Annotated in this window: 21 protein-coding genes; 11 read left to right on the forward strand and 10 right to left on the reverse strand. The window is 62.4% G+C overall.

Annotation, left to right across the window (positions count from 1 at the left end; genetic code table 11):
• Window positions 1–42 precede the first annotated feature (42 nt).
• Complete coding sequence (locus GS429_RS01120) at window positions 43–1023, reverse strand: SDR family oxidoreductase (RefSeq protein WP_160061910.1); 981 nt, start codon at window positions 1021–1023, stop codon at window positions 43–45.
• Window positions 1024–1322: 299 nt separating this feature from the next.
• Between GS429_RS01120 and GS429_RS01125 the strand changes: the two genes are divergently transcribed.
• On the forward strand, window positions 1323–2225 hold the full coding sequence (locus GS429_RS01125) for a universal stress protein (RefSeq protein WP_160061912.1): 903 nt from the start codon (window positions 1323–1325) through the stop codon (window positions 2223–2225).
• A 111-nt stretch (window positions 2226–2336) separates the two neighbouring features.
• Here GS429_RS01125 and GS429_RS01130 read toward each other — a convergent pair whose 3' ends face one another.
• Window positions 2337–3134, reverse strand: coding sequence for an endonuclease V (locus GS429_RS01130; RefSeq protein ID WP_160061914.1), 798 nt, complete (start codon window positions 3132–3134; stop codon window positions 2337–2339).
• 135 nt (window positions 3135–3269) lie between these two features.
• Window positions 3270–4238 (reverse strand): rhomboid family intramembrane serine protease, encoded by a 969-nt coding sequence (locus tag GS429_RS01135; RefSeq protein ID WP_160061916.1) that lies wholly within the window; start codon window positions 4236–4238, stop codon window positions 3270–3272.
• A 299-nt stretch (window positions 4239–4537) separates the two neighbouring features.
• Here GS429_RS01135 and GS429_RS01140 point away from each other — a divergent pair, with 299 nt between their 5' ends.
• The 3 genes from GS429_RS01140 to GS429_RS01150 are packed head-to-tail and all read left to right on the forward strand — an operon-like array spanning window position 4538 to window position 7272.
• Entirely contained in the window at window positions 4538–4978 is a 441-nt protein-coding gene (locus GS429_RS01140) for a DUF5788 family protein (protein ID WP_328821177.1), read from the forward strand.
• Window positions 4978–6729: a DNA polymerase/3'-5' exonuclease PolX gene (gene polX, locus GS429_RS01145; protein WP_160061920.1), complete on the forward strand. Its 1752-nt coding sequence runs from the start codon at window positions 4978–4980 to the stop codon at window positions 6727–6729. The genes GS429_RS01140 and polX overlap by 1 nt, the downstream gene beginning before the upstream one ends.
• 33 nt (window positions 6730–6762) lie before the next feature.
• Window positions 6763–7272: a Mut7-C RNAse domain-containing protein gene (locus tag GS429_RS01150; protein WP_160061922.1), complete on the forward strand. Its 510-nt coding sequence runs from the start codon at window positions 6763–6765 to the stop codon at window positions 7270–7272.
• Window positions 7273–7317: 45 nt separating this feature from the next.
• Here GS429_RS01150 and GS429_RS01155 read toward each other — a convergent pair whose 3' ends face one another.
• The gene (locus tag GS429_RS01155; protein ID WP_160061924.1) at window positions 7318–7524 is read right to left on the reverse strand and encodes a dodecin family protein; all 207 of its coding nucleotides are present in this window, start codon (window positions 7522–7524) and stop codon (window positions 7318–7320) included.
• Between the two features lie 140 nt (window positions 7525–7664).
• Between GS429_RS01155 and GS429_RS21665 the strand changes: the two genes are divergently transcribed.
• On the forward strand, window positions 7665–7820 hold the full coding sequence (locus tag GS429_RS21665) for a hypothetical protein (protein ID WP_201293926.1): 156 nt from the start codon (window positions 7665–7667) through the stop codon (window positions 7818–7820).
• 36 nt (window positions 7821–7856) lie between these two features.
• On the opposite strand, the gene GS429_RS01160 is transcribed toward GS429_RS21665, so the two are convergent.
• The gene (locus GS429_RS01160; RefSeq protein ID WP_328821178.1) at window positions 7857–8627 is read right to left on the reverse strand and encodes a PHP domain-containing protein; all 771 of its coding nucleotides are present in this window, start codon (window positions 8625–8627) and stop codon (window positions 7857–7859) included.
• 342 nt (window positions 8628–8969) lie between these two features.
• Here GS429_RS01160 and GS429_RS01165 point away from each other — a divergent pair, with 342 nt between their 5' ends.
• Complete coding sequence (locus GS429_RS01165; protein ID WP_160061926.1) at window positions 8970–9257, forward strand: DUF7565 family protein; 288 nt, start codon at window positions 8970–8972, stop codon at window positions 9255–9257.
• Window positions 9258–9384: 127 nt separating this feature from the next.
• Here the strand turns inward: GS429_RS01165 and GS429_RS01170 are convergent, their stop codons facing one another.
• Window positions 9385–9855, reverse strand: coding sequence for an NYN domain-containing protein (locus GS429_RS01170; protein ID WP_160061928.1), 471 nt, complete (start codon window positions 9853–9855; stop codon window positions 9385–9387).
• A gap of 410 nt (window positions 9856–10265) precedes the next feature.
• On the opposite strand from GS429_RS01170, the gene GS429_RS01175 reads away from it, so the two are divergent.
• The 3 genes from GS429_RS01175 to gcvH all read left to right on the forward strand — a co-directional run bounded on the left by GS429_RS01175 (window position 10266) and on the right by gcvH (window position 13528).
• The gene (locus GS429_RS01175) at window positions 10266–11939 is read left to right on the forward strand and encodes a S8 family serine peptidase (protein ID WP_160061930.1); all 1674 of its coding nucleotides are present in this window, start codon (window positions 10266–10268) and stop codon (window positions 11937–11939) included.
• A 108-nt stretch (window positions 11940–12047) separates the two neighbouring features.
• Window positions 12048–13145 carry a glycine cleavage system aminomethyltransferase GcvT gene (gcvT, locus tag GS429_RS01180; protein ID WP_160061932.1) on the forward strand — a complete coding sequence of 366 codons (1098 nt, stop codon included), beginning with the start codon at window positions 12048–12050 and terminating at the stop codon, window positions 13143–13145.
• On the forward strand, window positions 13145–13528 hold the full coding sequence (gene gcvH / locus GS429_RS01185) for a glycine cleavage system protein GcvH (protein WP_160061934.1): 384 nt from the start codon (window positions 13145–13147) through the stop codon (window positions 13526–13528). The genes gcvT and gcvH overlap by 1 nt, the downstream gene beginning before the upstream one ends.
• Before the next feature lie 323 nt (window positions 13529–13851).
• Here the strand turns inward: gcvH and GS429_RS01190 are convergent, their stop codons facing one another.
• The 3 genes from GS429_RS01190 to GS429_RS01200 form a co-directional block, all read right to left on the reverse strand.
• Entirely contained in the window at window positions 13852–14034 is a 183-nt protein-coding gene (locus tag GS429_RS01190; protein ID WP_201293930.1) for a hypothetical protein, read from the reverse strand.
• 17 nt (window positions 14035–14051) lie between these two features.
• Window positions 14052–14762: a helix-turn-helix domain-containing protein gene (locus GS429_RS01195; protein WP_160061936.1), complete on the reverse strand. Its 711-nt coding sequence runs from the start codon at window positions 14760–14762 to the stop codon at window positions 14052–14054.
• A 208-nt stretch (window positions 14763–14970) separates the two neighbouring features.
• Window positions 14971–15171: a DUF7835 family putative zinc beta-ribbon protein gene (locus GS429_RS01200; protein ID WP_160061938.1), complete on the reverse strand. Its 201-nt coding sequence runs from the start codon at window positions 15169–15171 to the stop codon at window positions 14971–14973.
• Window positions 15172–15545: 374 nt separating this feature from the next.
• Here GS429_RS01200 and GS429_RS01205 point away from each other — a divergent pair, with 374 nt between their 5' ends.
• Together GS429_RS01205 and GS429_RS01210 are read left to right on the forward strand one after the other, a co-directional pair.
• Window positions 15546–15896 (forward strand): winged helix-turn-helix domain-containing protein, encoded by a 351-nt coding sequence (locus GS429_RS01205; protein ID WP_160061940.1) that lies wholly within the window; start codon window positions 15546–15548, stop codon window positions 15894–15896.
• A 76-nt stretch (window positions 15897–15972) separates the two neighbouring features.
• Window positions 15973–16245 (forward strand): DUF7521 family protein, encoded by a 273-nt coding sequence (locus GS429_RS01210; protein ID WP_160061942.1) that lies wholly within the window; start codon window positions 15973–15975, stop codon window positions 16243–16245.
• 6 nt (window positions 16246–16251) lie between these two features.
• Here the strand turns inward: GS429_RS01210 and GS429_RS01215 are convergent, their stop codons facing one another.
• On the reverse strand, window positions 16252–16998 hold the full coding sequence (locus GS429_RS01215; protein WP_160061944.1) for a competence/damage-inducible protein A: 747 nt from the start codon (window positions 16996–16998) through the stop codon (window positions 16252–16254).
• Between the last annotated feature and the right edge of the window lie 141 nt (window positions 16999–17139).

The following is a 17139-nucleotide window of genomic DNA, read 5'->3' on the forward strand; positions in this document are numbered from 1 at the left end:
GTGAACGATATGTCTTTTGATACTCCCGGTACCGGATCGAACTCACACCAGCTTTCGGAGGAGTCCGTACCCCGCGTCGCGCAGTTTGTCCGGGAGGAACCGAGCGTACACGCCGTACGTGGCGAGCGGACCGATCGGGTACCGGGCCGGCGGTTCGGAAACCGTGCTCGCCTCGAGAATCGCCCGAGCGACGTCTCGAGGTTCGGAGGCGAAGGGGCCGCCGCTGCCGCCGCCGATCAATTGCATCTCGTCGTACAGCTCGTACAGCGTTTCGTAGGCCGGCGTGCGCTCGGATTCGGGGAGTTCCTCGTCGACGCGCTCGGTGAAGCTCGTCTCGACCGGACCGGGCTCGATCACGACGACGTCGATGCCGAACTCCTCGACCTCCGCACGAAGCGAGTCGCTCATCGCCTCGAGGGCGTGTTTCGAGCCCGAATACGCGCCCGATCCCGGGAACGAAATTCGTCCGGCGACGCTCGAGACGTTGATAATTCGGCCGGCACCCTGGGCGCGCATGTGCGGTAAGGCGGCGCGGGCGAGCCGGTGGGGACCGTAGACGTTGACGTCGAACTGTCGGTGAAGATCGACCGTCGAAACGTCTTCTATGGGACCCATCTGGGCGTAGCCGGCGTTGTTGACGAGACAGTCGATCGCGCCGCCGATGTCGACGACCCGTTCGACGACTCGCGCGACCTGGTCGGGATCGGTCACGTCGAGTTCGAGGGTGGTACAGCCCGCCTCTTCAAGAGCCGCGATGTCGTCCGTGTTGCGGGCCGTCGCGAACACCTGCCAGTTTTCCGTGAGGAACGCCTGCGCGGTCGCCTGACCGATTCCCGAGGAGCAGCCAGTGATCAGGACCGACTTCTTGCGGGTGTATCGGTCGTCATCGCGCTCGGCGTCGGTGGTTCGGTCGCGTTCGCTCGTGGTTGTGGTTGTCTCGGTCGATTCGGTGTCGCGGTCGTCGTCGACGACGGTGCCGTCCGGCCCGTCATCGGATTCCTCGACGTCCTCAGCGGTGGCCATACGTGACCAGTTCGAGAGACGATACCTAAGTATCGACGGTTTGTCGCGCTGACCGTAAATTCAGTTCGGACGGAATTCGAATCGTCGCCGCGAGTCCGGATCGTCGACGCCAGTACGGCGCGGCGGATGGAACGAGGCGACGTGACTGCAATTGTCGTCTTTTCGATCGAACGGCCGCGAGACGGGTGCTATCGGTGGTTGCGTTGCTACGACGCTATTCGTTGCCTACCAGTACTAGATACTGACTTTCTCGAAAGAGAACCGAGAACTATTCACTCCCTTGGTACTAACTATCACACATGTCCGGATCGACGGAGGAGCGGCCGATACTGGTCGCGGTTGCCAACCCCGACCACGCGATGCAGTTAGTTCGAACGGCCGGCGACCTCGCTCGAGCGAGCGACGGTGTCGTCCAGATCGTCTCAGTGGTCGTCAAATCGCACGAGTCTCCGTTTTCGGTGTACTCGGACGAGACGATTATCGAACGGTACGCGGGAAACAGCCGGGAAATACTCGACGGCGCACTCGCCGTCGCGCCCGACGATGTCACGGTCGAGGATTCGCTCGTGGTCAGTCGATCGGTCACCGACGGCATACTCACGGCGGTCGAGCAGACCAACGCGAGAGCGCTCGTCATCGGATGGGAGCAACGAAAGCGGCGCTCGAACGCCGTTCTCGGGACGACGATCGACCAGCTTATCGAACGCGCACCGTGTGACCTCTACGTCGAGCGCATCGGTCACGAGGCGAACGGCGTCGATTCGGTTCTGGTCCCCGTTGCAGGGGGGCCACACGTCCGTCCGGCGATCGGCGTGGCGAAAGCGATCGCCGTCCGAAACGATGCAACGGTCCAGCTCTGCTCGATCGTCGGCGACGAAACGGATTCGACGGGTGCACGCACGTCGATCGAACGTGCACAATCGATCCTCGAGGACGCACCGGGGCCGCCCGTTCGATCGGAGACGGTGATCAGGAGCGGTAACGACGTCACCGAGGAACTGGTCGAGATCGCAGCCGAACACGATGTCGTCGTGTTCGGAGCGACGCGGCAGGGCGCGATTCACCGCCGGCTCGTGGGATCGATCCCGCGGACGGTGACGCGTCGAACCGATCAGACGGTGATCCTCGCTCGGGACGGCGAGGCCGTCGGCGGTCCGATCCTGCGGCAAATTCGGCAACTGTGGCCCACGTCACGAGGATAGTCGTGTTTTCGCCGCCGCCGCAGAAACAGGAGGTACAGTAGTCACCGAAACGAGTTACACGTCGATCGCGAAGCTCCGTGCGATCGGGTGTGCGGTGACTTTCAGTTACGACTAGGGAGCGTCACCGATCTCGCGTTTGGCCTCGTCGGCGTAGCTATCGGCCAACCGAACGGGTTCCGGCAGTTTGTACGACGAGGCGAGGGCGAGCGCGACATCGGCGGCCGTTTCCGGGCCGACGCGGTGGCCGGGGCTTACGTACAGCGGATTGATGGAGCGATCCGGCGAGTCGTACTGGCGCGTCTGGACGGCGTATCCGATCAGGGTGCCGTCGGGGGCGTCGACCCTCGAGTTCGATTCGACGGCGACTCGAGTGCCCGTCGGCAGGTTCGCCGTGTCCTCGCACGGATCGCCACAGAGCAGGCTCTTCGCGATACCGATACTGGGCACGTCCCGGACGACGCCAATGTGCGTCGCGATGCCGGCCTGTCGGAAGTGAATCCGGCCGCTGCCGTCGAAGAGCAGGAGATCGGGTTCGACCGAGAGGTCCTCAAGCGCCGCGAGGATCGGTCGTCCCTCGCGGAACGACAGGAGCCCGGGGATGTAGGGGATCTCGAGGGGCCTGATCGCGTGGACGCGCTCGATGACCTCGCCGCCCCGCATAGCGACGACGGCGCTCAGGGCGCGATCCTGGTCTCCGTCGGCGTCGCTGAGAAACGACTGGTCGATGCCGGCGACGACCGGCGGATCCTCGGGGCTCGAGGCCGAGGCGAGCGGGTCGCCGAGCGTCGCGGGATCGAACTCGAAGTCGTCCTCGAAGACGGCGGCGGCGGCGATTTCGCGCTGCAGGGATTCCATCTCCTCGCGCGAGAGGTCGGCGTCCGGTGCGAGGTCGGGACGGGGTGGACTCATCGATGGGGAAGCGTTGGTGACCCGGTAAAATCAGTTACGGGGGTGCGGAGTTGCGCCGCGACGACGAGCCCACGCGGTTCACATGGGCTACGACGCGTGCGGTATGGAGTGACCGAAGACCGAAGCGACCCAAACTCAGAAGCGACGACGACCGCCGGGGCCACCGGGACCGCCCGGCCCGCCCGGACCGCCGGGCCCCATCTGAAGCTGGTTCGGAGCCCGGATGTTCTTCGTCCGTTTGAGATACTCGCCGTAGGCGAGCCCGACGAGCAGGCCGACGAGGTGTGCGCCGTGAGCGATCCCGCCGCCACCCGGGGCACCGATCACGATCAGGAGGGCGCTGATCGCCGCTGTCCCGATCGCGATGTACTTGATCGGCATCTCGATGACGAAGAAGAGGTACACCCGGAGGTCGGGGTTCAAGACCGTCACGACGCCAAGGATCGCCAGCGCGGCACCGCTGGCGCCGAGCACGCTCGAGCCGACTAGCGGACTACCGAACAGTGCGACGGCCGCGAGCTGTCCAAGGCCTGCCAGCACGCCGCTGACGATGAACAGGATCGCAAAGTCCCGAGATCCGGTATAGCGCTCTACCAGCGGCCCGAAAAAGAAGATCACGATGCTGTTGAAGACGATATGGAAGATAGAGCCTCCGGGAACGAAGAACGGCGAGTGCGCGAAGATCGACGTGACCCAGGTCCAGACGTGTCCCGGGTTCTCGGAGGAGAGGGTAAACAGGTAGTTGTGGAGGCCCATCCCGCCGACCGAGTAGGCGATTAACTGGGCCCCCATCGTGAGCCACATCAGCGCGAGGAATGTGTAGGTCATGTTCCCGCGGAAGTACGCTAACGGCCCTCCCGTCCCCGTATCGACGGGGAGTTTGTCGGTCAGACTCGAGGCTCTGGAGGACTGCCCGCTCCCGTCGCTGCTCCCGACGGTGTCGTCGAAGCCGCTGTCGAAAACGCCGCCCGGGTCGTTCCAGTCCTGCAGCCCGGTGCAACTGTGGTTTTCCGGGAGGCGATGCTCGGAACAGTAGGTCCCCCCGCAGTGCCGACAGTTGTAGGGCATGCTTTCGTCTTTCCCACACACGTCGCACTTGGCCATTGCGCGGTGGTATGCGTGGCACCGCTAAGGGATTTGGGGTTCGTTCCGGACGGTGAATAGCGGTCTCCGGCGGCGCGATACCGTCCGTATATGGGGTCGTTTCCACGAACCCATACGTTCGTCCGTGACTGGTAATCCCGTCTTACACAATTTCTCGAGCGATGGTACTACCGCCGTCCCGACTCCGAATTGGCAGCTCTCCAAATCGACACGGACCCGCCGAGTACGCCGGTTCGTCTCGACGGAGAGCCCACGAGCCGAACTGTACATTTTTGCCCTCCCGACCCGGATATCCTGACGTGCAAGAGTACGAGCGCAAGCAGCTGCTCGAGCGGGTCGAGCGCGAGGGCGCGACCGTCGGCGCGGACATCCCGGAGACGATCACCGTCCAGGGCGAGGAGATCGACCTCCGGATGTTCGTCTTCGAGATCAAGCGCCGCGAGACGGTTCCGCCGGGCGAGCGCGACCGCGTCGAGCGAGCGAAGAAGAACCTGCGACGCGAGCGAAACGACCGAATCGAGCGCATCGAGGAGGACGAGATTTCACGCGAGAAAGGCGAGGAACTCGCCGGGAGCATTATCGGGATCGATCGGGCGTTAAACGCCTTAGAGAGTCTCGGCCCGACGGACCTCGAGCGCGAACAGCAGGCCCAGCAGGCCGCCGATCGAAAACGCTGGATGTCGTTCCTGCAGAAGGCGCTCGGCCGAGACGACGACGGCCCCACGCGGAGGGGTCGCTGATGGCGACCAACGCCGAAATCGCCGGCCGATTCGAGGAGTTCGCCGACCTGCTCGAGGCCGACGACGTCGAATACAAACCCCGCGCGTACCGGCGTGCGGCCGAGAACATTCGCGCCCATCCCGTCCCGATCGGCGACCGGGTCGCCGACGGCGACGAGGCGATCCTCGACGAGATCGACGGCGTCGGCGACGCCATCTCCTCGAAGATCGTCGAGTACGTCGAAACCGGTTCGATCGAGGAACTCGAGGAGCTCCGCGCGGCGTTGCCGATCGACATCGCGGATATCACGCGCATCGAGGGGGTCGGCCCCAAGACGGCCGGGAAACTCTACCGAGAGCTCGGCGTACAGACGTTAGACGACCTCGAGGAAGCCGCCGAGGCAAACGAGATTCAGGCGATCAAGGGCTTCGGCCCGAAGACCGAGGCGAACATCCGAGACGGGATCGAATTCGCTCGGGAGGTCGGTCAGCGCCAGCTACTCGGGGAAGCGCGGCCGCTCGCGGACGACGTCCTCGAGTTCCTCGGGAACGTCGACGCGGTCGAACGATGTGAGGTCGCCGGTTCGATTCGGCGCTGGCGCGAGACCATCGGCGACGTGGACGCCCTCGTCGGAACCGACGACAACGAGGCCGTCATCGAGGCGTTCGTCGGCTGGGACTCGGTCGACGACGTAATCGAGTCCGGTCCGGAGAAGGCGAGCGTCCGCGTCGGCGAGATTCGAGTCGACCTGCGGGTCGTCGTCCCCGAGGAATTCGGCTCCGCGCTGCAATACTTTACGGGAAGCAAGGACCACAACGTCCGCCTGCGAAACTACGCGATCGATCGCGGCATGAAGCTAAACGAGTACGGCGCGTTCGACGTATCCGCGGTCGACGACCACGAGGCCGATCAGCGCGTCGGCGACCGCGTGGCCGGCGAGACCGAAGCGGGGATGTACGAAGCCCTCGACCTCCCGTGGATTCCGCCGGAACTCCGCGAGGATCGCGGCGAAATCGCTGCCGCCGAAAACGGCGAGCTTCCGGATCTAATTACTCGCGAGGACGTCCGCGGTGATCTCCACAGTCACACCGAGTGGTCCGACGGCAACACCTCCATCGAGGCGATGGTCGAGGCCGCCGAATCGAAGGGGTACGACTACTACGGCGTCGCCGATCACGCCGAAGGTCCCGGTGTCGTCGGCGGAATGGGGCTGTCGAACACCGAAATTCTAGAGCAGGTCGAACAGATCCGCGAGGTCGACGCCGCGAGCGAGATCACGGTCTTCGCGGGTATCGAGGCCAACATCGACGCCGACGGCGAGATCGGCCTCTCCGAGGACGTCATCCACGCGCTGGACGTGGTCGTCGCCTCGACACACAGCGCGCTCGATCAGGACGCCGAAACGGCGACCGACCGGCTCGTCCGCGCGATCGAGAACCCCGCGATCGACGTGCTGGGCCACCCCAGCGGCCGACTGCTCAACGAACGCTCCGGGCTGGATTTCGACGCCACCGCCCTCGGAGCGGCGGCCGCCGAACACGGCACGGCCCTCGAGGTCAACTCCAACCCGCGCCGACTCGATCTCTGGGGGAGCGCCGTCCAGGCCGCCGTCGAGGAGGGCGCTCCGATCTCGATCAACACCGACGCCCACCAGCCGTCGACGCTCGAGTACATGCGCTGGGGAGTCCACACGGCTCGGCGCGGCTGGGCCGAGCCGGGGGACGTGATCAACACCTGGGAACTCGAGGAGCTGCGGGAGTTCCTGCACTGACTAGCGACCGACACCGACTTCGATTTCCCACCCATGCGATTGCTCCTCGACGTCATGTGCGGCGGGCTGGTCGCCTACCTGCGGATGTGTGACTACGATACCGTCTACGCCGGGGATCGGGGAATCGAGGCCGACGACGCGCTTCTCGAGGCCGCACGGGAGGAAGATCGAACGCTGCTCACGCGAGACGTCGACCTCGCGAACCGAGCGGACGACGCGAACGCGATCCTCCTCGAGTCCCGGGAGGTGGAGACCCAACTGGCGGAACTCGCGGGTACGGGGCTGGATCTGACGCTCGCGGCCGAGCCGTCGTTTTGCGGACGGTGTAACGGATCGCTCGAGTCGGTCGGTCGGGCGGCGGCGACGCCGGAGTACGCGCCCGACCCCGCGGAAGTCGACGTTTGGCACTGTCGAGCGTGTGGCCAGCACTTCTGGCGAGGGAGTCACTGGGAACGGGTCGAGGCGACGCTCTCGAGAATCGACGGAGACGACGGCAACAGCGACGGAGACCCAGTCGGCGGAGCGCCGACCGAGGACCCGTAGCCGTACCGAATGAGTTCGATGCGTACGCTGCGGTCGTAATCTGAGCTATCTGTTCAGCACGAACGCAACGTCGAGGGTCGTTCGATACTCCTCGATCGTGCCGCTATCGACTTCCGCCGTCTGTGACTCGACCTCGATACCGGTGATGTTTTCGAGCGTTTCGTCCGCGTCCTCGAGCGCGTTCTGTGCGGCGTCTTCCCACGATTCGCTCGAGTTACCCGTCAACTGGATTACTTTGACTGTTTCTCCCATGATCCAGTGAATAGAGACCACAGAGAGAGGTAGTCGTTGGGCGTGAGAATGCCGTCATCAGCTCTCGGAGCGCAATATCTCACGCATCCGACGGAAGTGACCAAACTGTTTCGTTCCTCGGCGACCAACAACGGTATGCGATGTCGAACGATACCGAACGGCTCGATCGAGCAGGACGGCAGGCGGCGTACATCACCAACGAGTGGAGCAACGATCCCGCGATCATGCAGACCCAGGCGTTGTGTTATATCGGGTACCAACTCGAGCGGATCGCCGACGCGCTCGAGGAGGAGTAACCGAGGCGGAGAAACGTCGGCTCCGAAGCCGCGCGATCAGTACACGGAAACGTCGTCGAACCGACCGTCGTAGGCGATGTGACTCGGATGCGTCGGCTCGGTCCCGGAGAGGAAGAGCCGGTCGACTTTCTTCCACGTGTTCTCGTAACAGAGATGGGCGAGTTCGGCCGCCGTCGTCTGCCAGCGTCGACGGCCGTCGTGGTGAACGATCCGTCGAGGGACTCCGTCCTCGAGTGTGGTTACGAGGTCGGACTCGGAGTTGATCGCCGTCTCGAACGTCGTACAGGCGATGCCGACCGAACTCGGGAGGTGGGCGTACGACGAGGTAAACGCCGGGTACGAAAGCAGCTCGGCGAGTTCCCGTGCGCGACGATTGTGCGACGGGAGGTGTTTCGGGTTGAAAATCTCGACCGCGTCGATGACGTCACCGTACCGACGCAAGTCCGCTTCGGTGACGCTTACCGTCGCGAACTCAGGGTGGGGCGCGAGCACGGCCGCCCCCTGCCGTTCGAACTCCGCCATCGCCGCCTCGAGCGGGATGAAATCCGGAACCGGCTCCTCGAGGCCGATCGCCAGCACGTGTTTTCGATCCCGCCACGAGCCGGTGAACACCTCTCGTGCGGGTACGACCAGCAACTCCTCGTTCGAGTGGGCCGCCGCTCGCCGCCGGATCTCGGGGAGTCGAGTGAAGTGGGGTGCGTAGACGATCGCGTCGAGACCCGCGGCGACGGCTCGATCGACGACCGCATCGCTGAGCACCTTCACGTGGCAGTCGACTCGAGTCTCCTCCGCTGTGCCGTCGGTCACGACAGCGTCTTTCGGGACACCCGAGTTATGAATTCTGATTTGGCGTCTTCGGTGTGGTACCGCGTGTGATTACCATCGGTGTCGGCGTCGGTATCCGCCTCTATGTGATCGGTGGCGTCGATGCGACGGTAGTGGCCCCTCGAGGTGGGCAGAAACGAAATCGCGAGATCTCGATCGACGACGCGGTGATCGCGGTTGGCTCTCGATAGAGTGTCAAGAGAGGTCGAAAAGTCACCTCGGGGACGCTGAAACCGTTACCGTAGGCCGACGGTCGGGTTCGAACGAGTCAACTCGCTGCGAAAGGATCATTAGGCACGCCACTCGAAACATCATTGAGAGTGAATGGCCTGGGAATGCGGAATCGACGGCTGCGGTGCGGTGTTCGAGGACGTCGAGTCGACCGTCGTCCATCAGGCGACGGAACACGAGCGACGCGAGTGTAAAGTCTGTGGCACCGTCGTCCCGGACGGCTACCTCGCGATTCGACACACCTTCACCGAGCACAGCCGCGCCGAGTACGTCCGTGCCTACGGTGCGAGTTCCGAGGACGTCCGCAATCGGGAGGAACTTCTAGAGGAGATCGAGTCGGTCGCGGACATGGAAACGATCGCGACGAAACTCAAACGGTAGCGACGATAGCTCCCCGCCACGCTGGAGTGGATCCGGTGCGTAGCGAGTCTCTTCGATTTTGACCGGCCGCCGGTCTACACGAGTCTCTTTGATGTGACGGTACCGGCCGCCGTCGCGTCGCCACGGCTCACGTTCCGAGCGTGATCGCCTCGTCGGCCGCGTTCTGCAGCGCGTCCGAGCGACCGTATGAACCCGGTGCGATAGCGAACGTTTCGATGCCGACGGTTCCGGCGTGCTCGAGGACGGGTTTGAAATCCGTATCTCTGGAGGCGATCGCTAGCCGGTCGATGGTGCCGTCGGCGGAGAGGGCGGTCGCATCGACCGCGAGTTTCACGTCGACGTCACCGCTGGTGATGACGACCTCGAAGCCGCGGGCTTCGGCGGCCTGAATGAGTCCCGGTGTGGCGTGTTCGTCGAGATAGAGACGGATAACGCCGACGTACCCGAGGTCGCGCGCGACGTTTCGCAGGTCGTCCAGATCGACGTCGAACTCGTCGCGAAGGACGTTCGGCCCGTCGACCAACAGCCCCACCGTCGGTCCAGTATCGGGTGCGGGTTCTACGAAACGAGCGAGACGGGCACGAACGCGGTCGAACATGTACTGTCGTTTCCGCGGCCGTGAAATAGATGTGACGGAACGACGCCGTCACCGCGACGAGCGAGGCGAACCGCGATCGAGGAACGGGAGCCATTACAGTAACTCATACCCGAGTTACCCTCGATCTCGTACCGTCTGCCGATAGGACCGTTCCCAAAGCTCTGTTTCGGTTGGATAGGGGCAGATTCAGCCCCGACCACCTGCATAAACTATTGGAAATAATCACAGGAAAGAAACACCAACTCTGTTTATTCTATCGTGAGAACTACCCTCAAAAACTGAGTTGATAACCCATACCACAACACAGCAGTCACTCGAACTGAAATTCATTATCTCGTGTTAGTTTTCTATTGACTTTCACGAAGTTTGGGAAGAATTTAATAGCAGATCGGAATTGTTCCGGGTGGGATATGGTTGGAGATAATAACCCAGACGTTGATCGCAGATCGATCCTGAAAGCAGCCGGCGCGTTCGGTGCACTGTTCGGCATCAGTGGCGTCGCGTCCGCAACACCCGGCCGCGAACCGGGTCCGAGAAAGAACGAAATAATTGTCGGCGTCGGCGCCTCCGTCTCGAGCGCCGAAGCGACGGTCGAATCAAATATTCCGAGCAACGCACGAATCGTCCACACGAACGATACGCTCGGCTACGCTGCAGTAAAGTTCCCGGAAGACGCCGCTGCACAGGCGACGGAGAACTTCAAACAGAACGTCCTTCAGGCCGACGACATCGAGTACGCCGAGGACAACGTCACCTTCGAAGCGCTCGAGATGGAGCCACTCGAGTCGGGCGACGGTGGCGCGGTAACCGAAAACGACGCGAGCACGTCCTACACCCCGAACGATCCGCATCTCGGCAGCCAGTACGCACCACAGCAGGTCAACTGCGAGGGTGCCTGGGAGGAGACGCTCGGCGATTCGGACGTCACGATTTCGATCGTCGATCAGGGGATCCAGTACGATCACCCGAACCTCGCGGCAAACATGGACGACAGTGTCTCGAACTACGGCTACGATTTCGTCGACAGTAACGACGATCCGTACCCGGTCAGCGCGGGCGAGAACCACGGCACGCACGTCGGGGGGATCGCAGCGGGCGGGACCGACAACGGAGAGGGCCACGCGGGCATCTCGAACTGTTCGATGCTGTCGGCGCGAGCACTCGGCGACGGCGGCGGCGGGTCGCTCTCGGACATCGCCGACGCGATTCAGTGGTCGGCCGACCAGGGCGCAGACATCATCAACATGTCCCTCGGCGGCGGCGGATACACGGAACTGATGGCAGACGCCTGTTCGTACGCCGACTCGCAGGGTTCGCTGCTCGTCGCGGCGGCCGGCAACGACTACGGCGGCAGCGTCTCGTATCCGGCCGCCTACGACACCGTCGTGGCCGTCTCATCGCTCGACGAAGGCGAGACGCTGTCGGCCTTCTCGAACGTCGGTCCGGAGATCGAACTGGCCGCACCCGGCGGAGACGTTCTCTCGACGGTCAACTGGGACGAGTACGACTCGCTGTCCGGAACCTCGATGGCCTCGCCGGTCGTCGCCGGGGTCGCCGGCCTCGCGCTGTCCGCGTGGCCGTCCCTTTCGAACGACGAGCTGCGGTCACACCTCCACGAGACTGCGGTCGACATCGGTCTCTCCTCGAACGAGCAGGGACACGGCCGAGTCGACGCCAACAATGTGGTCACCATCGAACCGGGCAACGGTTCCGATCCAGATCCCGATCCCGATCCCGAACCCGGCGACTGCGGCGACGAGGTCAACACCGCGAGCGCAGAGGGCGAACTCAGCGGTGGCTGGTGGGGCAACCCGAGCGACACCTACAGCTACGAACTCGAGACCGCAAACCCCTGTAACGCTACCGTCACTCTCGACGGTCCTTCCGACGCGACGTTCGACCTCTATCTAACCCTGGACGGACGAACGCCGACGACGTCGGACTACGACGAACGGTCCTACAGCTGGGGTGCCGACGAAGAGATCGAAGTCGATCTTTCCGGCGACGAGACGCTCGGAATCCTCGTCGACCGATACGACGGCAGCGGCTCCTACACCCTCACTGTCGAGGAACTCGGCAAGTAACGCCGACTCCCGCTGACGGCCTCTCGAGTGTCCTATTTTTAAGCGAACACACCATCGCGGGGCAGGCCGACGAAAAGACATTACTATTTCGGGCGTGTCCACCCGAATATGCCGCTTCAGACGCCGCCGTTACGTGGGGTTCACGACGAGCGCGGAGCGAAGTTCACGGAGTTTGGCGGCTGGGACATGCCAGTAGAGTTCGATTCGATCCAGACGGAACACGCGGCCGTCCGTGGAGACGCCGGAATTTTCGACGTCTCTCATATGGGCCAAATTCACGTCACCGGGTCGGACGCGACGAAACTCATGCAACGGCTGACCTCGAACGACGTCACCCGACTCGAGGTCGGCGATTCCCAGTACGCCGCGATCACCGACGAAGAAGGACACATCATCGACGACACCGTCGTCTATCGGCAACCGAATCAGGCCGGAGACCCGACGTATCTCTTCGTGCCCAACGCCGGGACCGACGAGGCGACACACGAACGGTGGATCAGCTACCGCAACGAGTGGGAGCTCGAGGCCACCGTTGACAACCGGACCGACGAGTACGCGATGTTCGCGGTTCAGGGACCCGACGCGGTCGAACTCGTCGATGATGCAGCCGACGAAGCCGTCGACGAACTGGGTCGGTTCGAAGCCCAGTACGCGACTCTCGACGACGTGACCTGCTGGATCGCCCGCACGGGATACACCGGTGAGGACGGCTTCGAACTGATCGTCCCCTGGTCGGAAGCCGAATCCATCTGGTCGACGTTCGATTGCCAGCCGTGTGGACTGGGCGCTCGAGACACGTTGCGAATCGAGGCCGGGCTCTTGCTCGCCGGTCAGGATTTCGACCTCGAGTCCAACCCCCGTACCCCCTACGAGGCCGGCATCGGGTTCACCGTCAAACTGGACACCGAGTTCCTCGGTCGCGACGCGCTCGAGGACGTTCACGAGGCGGGCATCGAGGAGAAACTCGTTGGCTTCCAGTTGATCGACCGCGGTGTTCCACGTCACGGCTACGACATCACGAACACCGAGAGCCGGGTCATCGGCACCGTCACCAGCGGAACGATGAGCCCGTCGCTCGAGAAACCGATCGGTCTCGGCTACGTACCGGCCGAGTATGCGGAGCCGGGGACGACCTTGCAGGTCGTGGTCCGCGGGCAGTCCAAAAAGGCAAGAGTTGAAACCACCCCGTTCATCGACACAGTATAATGAGCTTCGACATTCCCGACGACAGACGGTATCTTGAATCGCACGAGTGGGCACTTGAAGACGACGGCACCGTTCGGGTCGGCATTTCCGACTTCGCACAGGACGAACTTGGCGACGTCGTCTTCGTCGAACTCCCCGACACGGGCGACGAACTCTCCCGGGACGAAGAGTTCGGCGTCATCGAGTCGATCAAAGCCGTCTCGGATCTCTACGCTCCCGTCAGCGGCGAGGTAACGGCAGTCAACGAGAGCTTGTTCGACACGCCGGAACTGGTCAACGAGGATCCGTTCGGCGAGGGGTGGATGCTCGAACTCGAGGCCGACGATACGGCCGAACTCGACGAGTTGCTGAGCGCGGACGAGTACGAGGACCAGATCGCCTGATCCGGCTTTCGGCTGCGCCGAGAGTCGTTTTATACTGACAGAATGGGCCCGGCGGAGCACGTATCGCCCGATTCGAATCGGAACGCGCCCGCTCGAGTCGGCGCGATCGCGTTTTCGTCGATTTCAGCGCAGAGTTGCCCGTTTCAGGCGTGAACCGAACGGCTGCGTTGATCAAATAGCTGTCGTGCGATCAGGTGTACACTGAGACTGTCTGCTGTAAGTCATTTCCGGCGGGATCGCAAGACGGCTCGCGGTCCCACCGGGAAATCGTTACAGCAAACCGTATAAGTTCCAGTGACCACCATCGGTACCGCCTACCCGCGTTACGCCGATGAATCGGATCGATTCACCGCGACGAGTACACCGCCCGAGAGAAGGACCATCGCAACACCCCAGAGAACCCACGCTATCGGATCGGCGACGCGAACCGTCAGCGCGAGTGTAACGAGGAATGTCGCCGTCACCGCGACCGTTAGCCGCTCCGTCCAGTCGAGTTGCTCGAGCACCGGTATCTCTCCGTGAATTACTCGAGGCCCGCGAGAGACTCGAGCATCTCGTCTAGATCTGCGTTGGTCACGGCGAGCGCGTAGCCGTCGATCCGAGCCAGGTCGCCGGCGTGGTCCCACAGTTCGTCTTCGTCGATGCCGTGGAGGATCACGGCGTTCGGGGTCGGGTTGACGACCCGCAGGGCTACCAGCGGCGACTCGCCGCGGGTGACGCCTGTAAACACCAGGACGCGATTCGTGCTCTGGCCGTACAGCCGGAAGAACTCCTCGCTCGAGAGTCGCGTAATCGCTTTGATACTGTCGATGACCGTATGACCGCTGATGTGGTTGGTGTTACCGCCAGCGATCTCGGTCGCGTCGAGTTCGTCGTACAGCCGTGCGATCGGGATCGACGTCGCGTACTCTCGCAGGTCGTAGACGACGTCGCTCTCGAAGCCGGCCGAAAGCACCCGACCGTACTGTCGGATCCGGTCGCCGCCCCGCCGTTCGTCGATCTCGAGGAGTCCATAGACGAGTCGGCTGACGACGGCGATACCGGGACTCTCCCGGCGGCCGCTCTCGTAATCGGAGATGACCGACGAGGAGACGCTCAGTTCCGATGCGAGATCCGTCTGCGAGATGTCGAAGTCCGTTCGCCACTTGCGTAACGTGGCGCCGGGATCATCGCTCAGCGTGATCTCTCCGGCAATCTTTTCTGCGAGTTCCTGTTTCGGCCCACGTCCGCCCATATACGTCGGTCGCTCGGTCGCCTCAAGTAGCTACTGAAGACGCTTCGTTAGGGCGGCCGTCGCCCAGCGTATCAAACGATAGTAGCCACTGGAAGTCAGTACGCGACTAGTTCTGGGTGGTACTGTAACGGTTCAGTTCCAGGAAAACGGCCGGAGTGTTCGGCCCGTAACCGCTGTCAGCCGGCCGATAGCGCCTCTGGGTGCTCAGCTACGCGTTGTTCATCCGCGTGCTGTCGCGGTTACCACAGCGGATACACTCTCGAACCCGATACGGTTCCCGCGAGTACTGGGCGTTGTCCCCGCTTCCACCTTCGGTTATAAGTTGGATAGAAACTTCGTGGAGCGTCTCCATTTCACAGACATCACACGGTTCAGTCATCCCGTTAGATACGCCATTTGTCGTTGCCATATCTGACTCTCACACCAATATGTTATATATCCGTGACAGTAGCTTCGTCCGGCGAGAAGAGGTATAAATAGGTCTTCTCACGAATTGATAACACCCACTGATCGAGGAGTATGGACCTTGTTCGATGGAATACGATGACTGAGGATGACGCTCTCAGCGGTTTTCCGCTGTGGCACTTTCAACCACATGTGCTGAAATTATCATATTAGTAAACAGGCTGATTGGGTAGTAACTCCGTCTCTGTAATTGGGGCTTGGATTCTTGGTTGTGGCCTGTGTCCGAAAACACGGCCGTATCTTGACGAACATATCGGAAATAAACACGTTCTATCGACTGGGAAAGGCTTTTGCTATTACTCTCTAAAGCAGGGATATATGAATGAGGAGTCCTCCATTGAACAAATACTTGATACTATTGGGGACAAACACGCACGAACCGTTCTCGCTTCGATCAGCCGTGAACCCAGTTCGGCGAAAGAGTTGGAAGAACGGCTTGATCTCTCCCAACCGACGATTTATCGACGGCTCGAACTTCTTCAGGAGCACGACCTCATCAAGGATCGAACCCTCGTTGCGGACGACGGAAACCACTATAAAGAGTATACGTGTAATTTCAACAGCACGGTTATCTCGCTCGACGACGACGAGTACGACATTCGTATTTTCCGTGAAGAGAACCTCCCGGACCGGTTTTCGTCGCTCTGGGACGAACTCGGTGCAAAATGAGTCCCGTACTCGCGCCCGGCAGCCTCCAACTCCGTCGAACGAGCACCACGCTGCGCTCGTGGACCGGTGAGTGGCGATGACCGAAATCGCTGACGCGGTTCTCATGTTGTCCCAGATGATCGTTTTCGCCCTCTCGCTGGGTCTGACGGTCATTAGCTTTCAATCGTACGCAAAGCAGAACTCGAAACGGTTGGAGTCCGCGTTTATCGGATTCGCCTTTCTCAGTATGGGCGTCGGGCTCACGACGATCACCGCCCAACTCTCGACTCCGTCGACGTGGTTTTACGTCGTCGAAACGATCCCCTTCATCGTCGGGTTCGGGATGCTCTACCTCTCGCTCTATCGGTGAGTGTCGTCATTCCGACGCGGGCGAATCGGCCGTCTCGACGCGCTTTCGGAGCCAGGCTACCGCGTCCTCGACCGCTGTCTCGTCCGTTCCTCGGACCCGGATCCGGCCCGGTCGCTCCTCGCTGCGCGGGTAACTGCCGACGGCGACGTCGAACGCCTCGGTGACGCCCTCGAGTACGTCGTGGAGCGAGCCTTCAGGAGCCGGCGTGAAAACTGTCCGCGCGATGGCATCACCCTGGAATTCGTCGGCAACGTGCTCGAACATGGCCTGCATTTCGTTCGGAATGCCGGCGAAAACGTAGACGTTCTCGGCGATACAGCCGGGAGCCCACCCTGCATCGGTGACGATCGGCGTCGCGCCTTCGGGAATCGCCGCCGCGGCGTCGAGGTCCAGATCCAGATCGTACTCGTCGATCAGTTCCGGGTTCTCGTCGCGGAAGGCCGCCGCCTTCTCGAGGAGTTCGTCCCTGATCGTTTCGTGGACGACGAGATCGCGTCCCAGCCCGTCTGCAACGCCTTCGACGGTGACGTCGTCGGGCGTACCACCGATCCCGCCAGTTACGATGACGGCCTCGAACTCGTCGGCCCAGCGGGACACGTAGTCCGCGATGAGGGCCCGATCGTCGGGGATCGTCAAGATCCGTTCGACCGTGCTCCCGCGGTCGGTGATCGCCTCGGCGAGCCAGGACGCGTTTGTGTTGGTCGTCGACCCTGCGAGAATCTCGTCGCCGACGGTGACGATCGCGACGTTCATACGGGCCGTTTGGGATCCCGATAGTTAGCGCCGTCGGCAGCGAACGCTGCTCGCTGACACCGTCCTGGAACTGTGTTACCGTCGGTTCCGAGGCGTGAGACGGAACCGCATCGACGTTACCCGTCGGTTCAATTACCCATC

The organism is Natronorubrum halalkaliphilum (assembly GCF_009834785.1).
GTDB classification, from domain to species: Archaea; Halobacteriota; Halobacteria; order Halobacteriales; family Natrialbaceae; genus Natronorubrum; species Natronorubrum halalkaliphilum.

Coding starts and splice junctions, on each gene's coding strand:
- GS429_RS01215 (WP_160061944.1), bottom strand. CDS start 16,998: ATGAACGTCGCGATCGTCACCGTCGGCGACGAGATTCTCGCAGGGTCG.
- GS429_RS01125 (WP_160061912.1), top strand. CDS start 1,323: ATGTCCGGATCGACGGAGGAGCGGCCGATACTGGTCGCGGTTGCCAAC.
- GS429_RS01150 (WP_160061922.1), top strand. CDS start 6,763: ATGCGATTGCTCCTCGACGTCATGTGCGGCGGGCTGGTCGCCTACCTG.
- GS429_RS01170 (WP_160061928.1), bottom strand. CDS start 9,855: ATGTTCGACCGCGTTCGTGCCCGTCTCGCTCGTTTCGTAGAACCCGCA.
- polX (WP_160061920.1), top strand. CDS start 4,978: ATGGCGACCAACGCCGAAATCGCCGGCCGATTCGAGGAGTTCGCCGAC.
- gcvH (WP_160061934.1), top strand. CDS start 13,145: ATGAGCTTCGACATTCCCGACGACAGACGGTATCTTGAATCGCACGAG.
- GS429_RS01165 (WP_160061926.1), top strand. CDS start 8,970: ATGGCCTGGGAATGCGGAATCGACGGCTGCGGTGCGGTGTTCGAGGAC.
- gcvT (WP_160061932.1), top strand. CDS start 12,048: ATGCCGCTTCAGACGCCGCCGTTACGTGGGGTTCACGACGAGCGCGGA.
- GS429_RS01120 (WP_160061910.1), bottom strand. CDS start 1,023: ATGGCCACCGCTGAGGACGTCGAGGAATCCGATGACGGGCCGGACGGC.
- GS429_RS01195 (WP_160061936.1), bottom strand. CDS start 14,762: ATGGGCGGACGTGGGCCGAAACAGGAACTCGCAGAAAAGATTGCCGGA.
- GS429_RS21665 (WP_201293926.1), top strand. CDS start 7,665: ATGTCGAACGATACCGAACGGCTCGATCGAGCAGGACGGCAGGCGGCG.
- GS429_RS01175 (WP_160061930.1), top strand. CDS start 10,266: ATGGTTGGAGATAATAACCCAGACGTTGATCGCAGATCGATCCTGAAA.
- GS429_RS01130 (WP_160061914.1), bottom strand. CDS start 3,134: ATGAGTCCACCCCGTCCCGACCTCGCACCGGACGCCGACCTCTCGCGC.
- GS429_RS01205 (WP_160061940.1), top strand. CDS start 15,546: ATGAATGAGGAGTCCTCCATTGAACAAATACTTGATACTATTGGGGAC.
- GS429_RS01200 (WP_160061938.1), bottom strand. CDS start 15,171: ATGGCAACGACAAATGGCGTATCTAACGGGATGACTGAACCGTGTGAT.
- GS429_RS01155 (WP_160061924.1), bottom strand. CDS start 7,524: ATGGGAGAAACAGTCAAAGTAATCCAGTTGACGGGTAACTCGAGCGAA.
- GS429_RS01210 (WP_160061942.1), top strand. CDS start 15,973: ATGACCGAAATCGCTGACGCGGTTCTCATGTTGTCCCAGATGATCGTT.
- GS429_RS01135 (WP_160061916.1), bottom strand. CDS start 4,238: ATGGCCAAGTGCGACGTGTGTGGGAAAGACGAAAGCATGCCCTACAAC.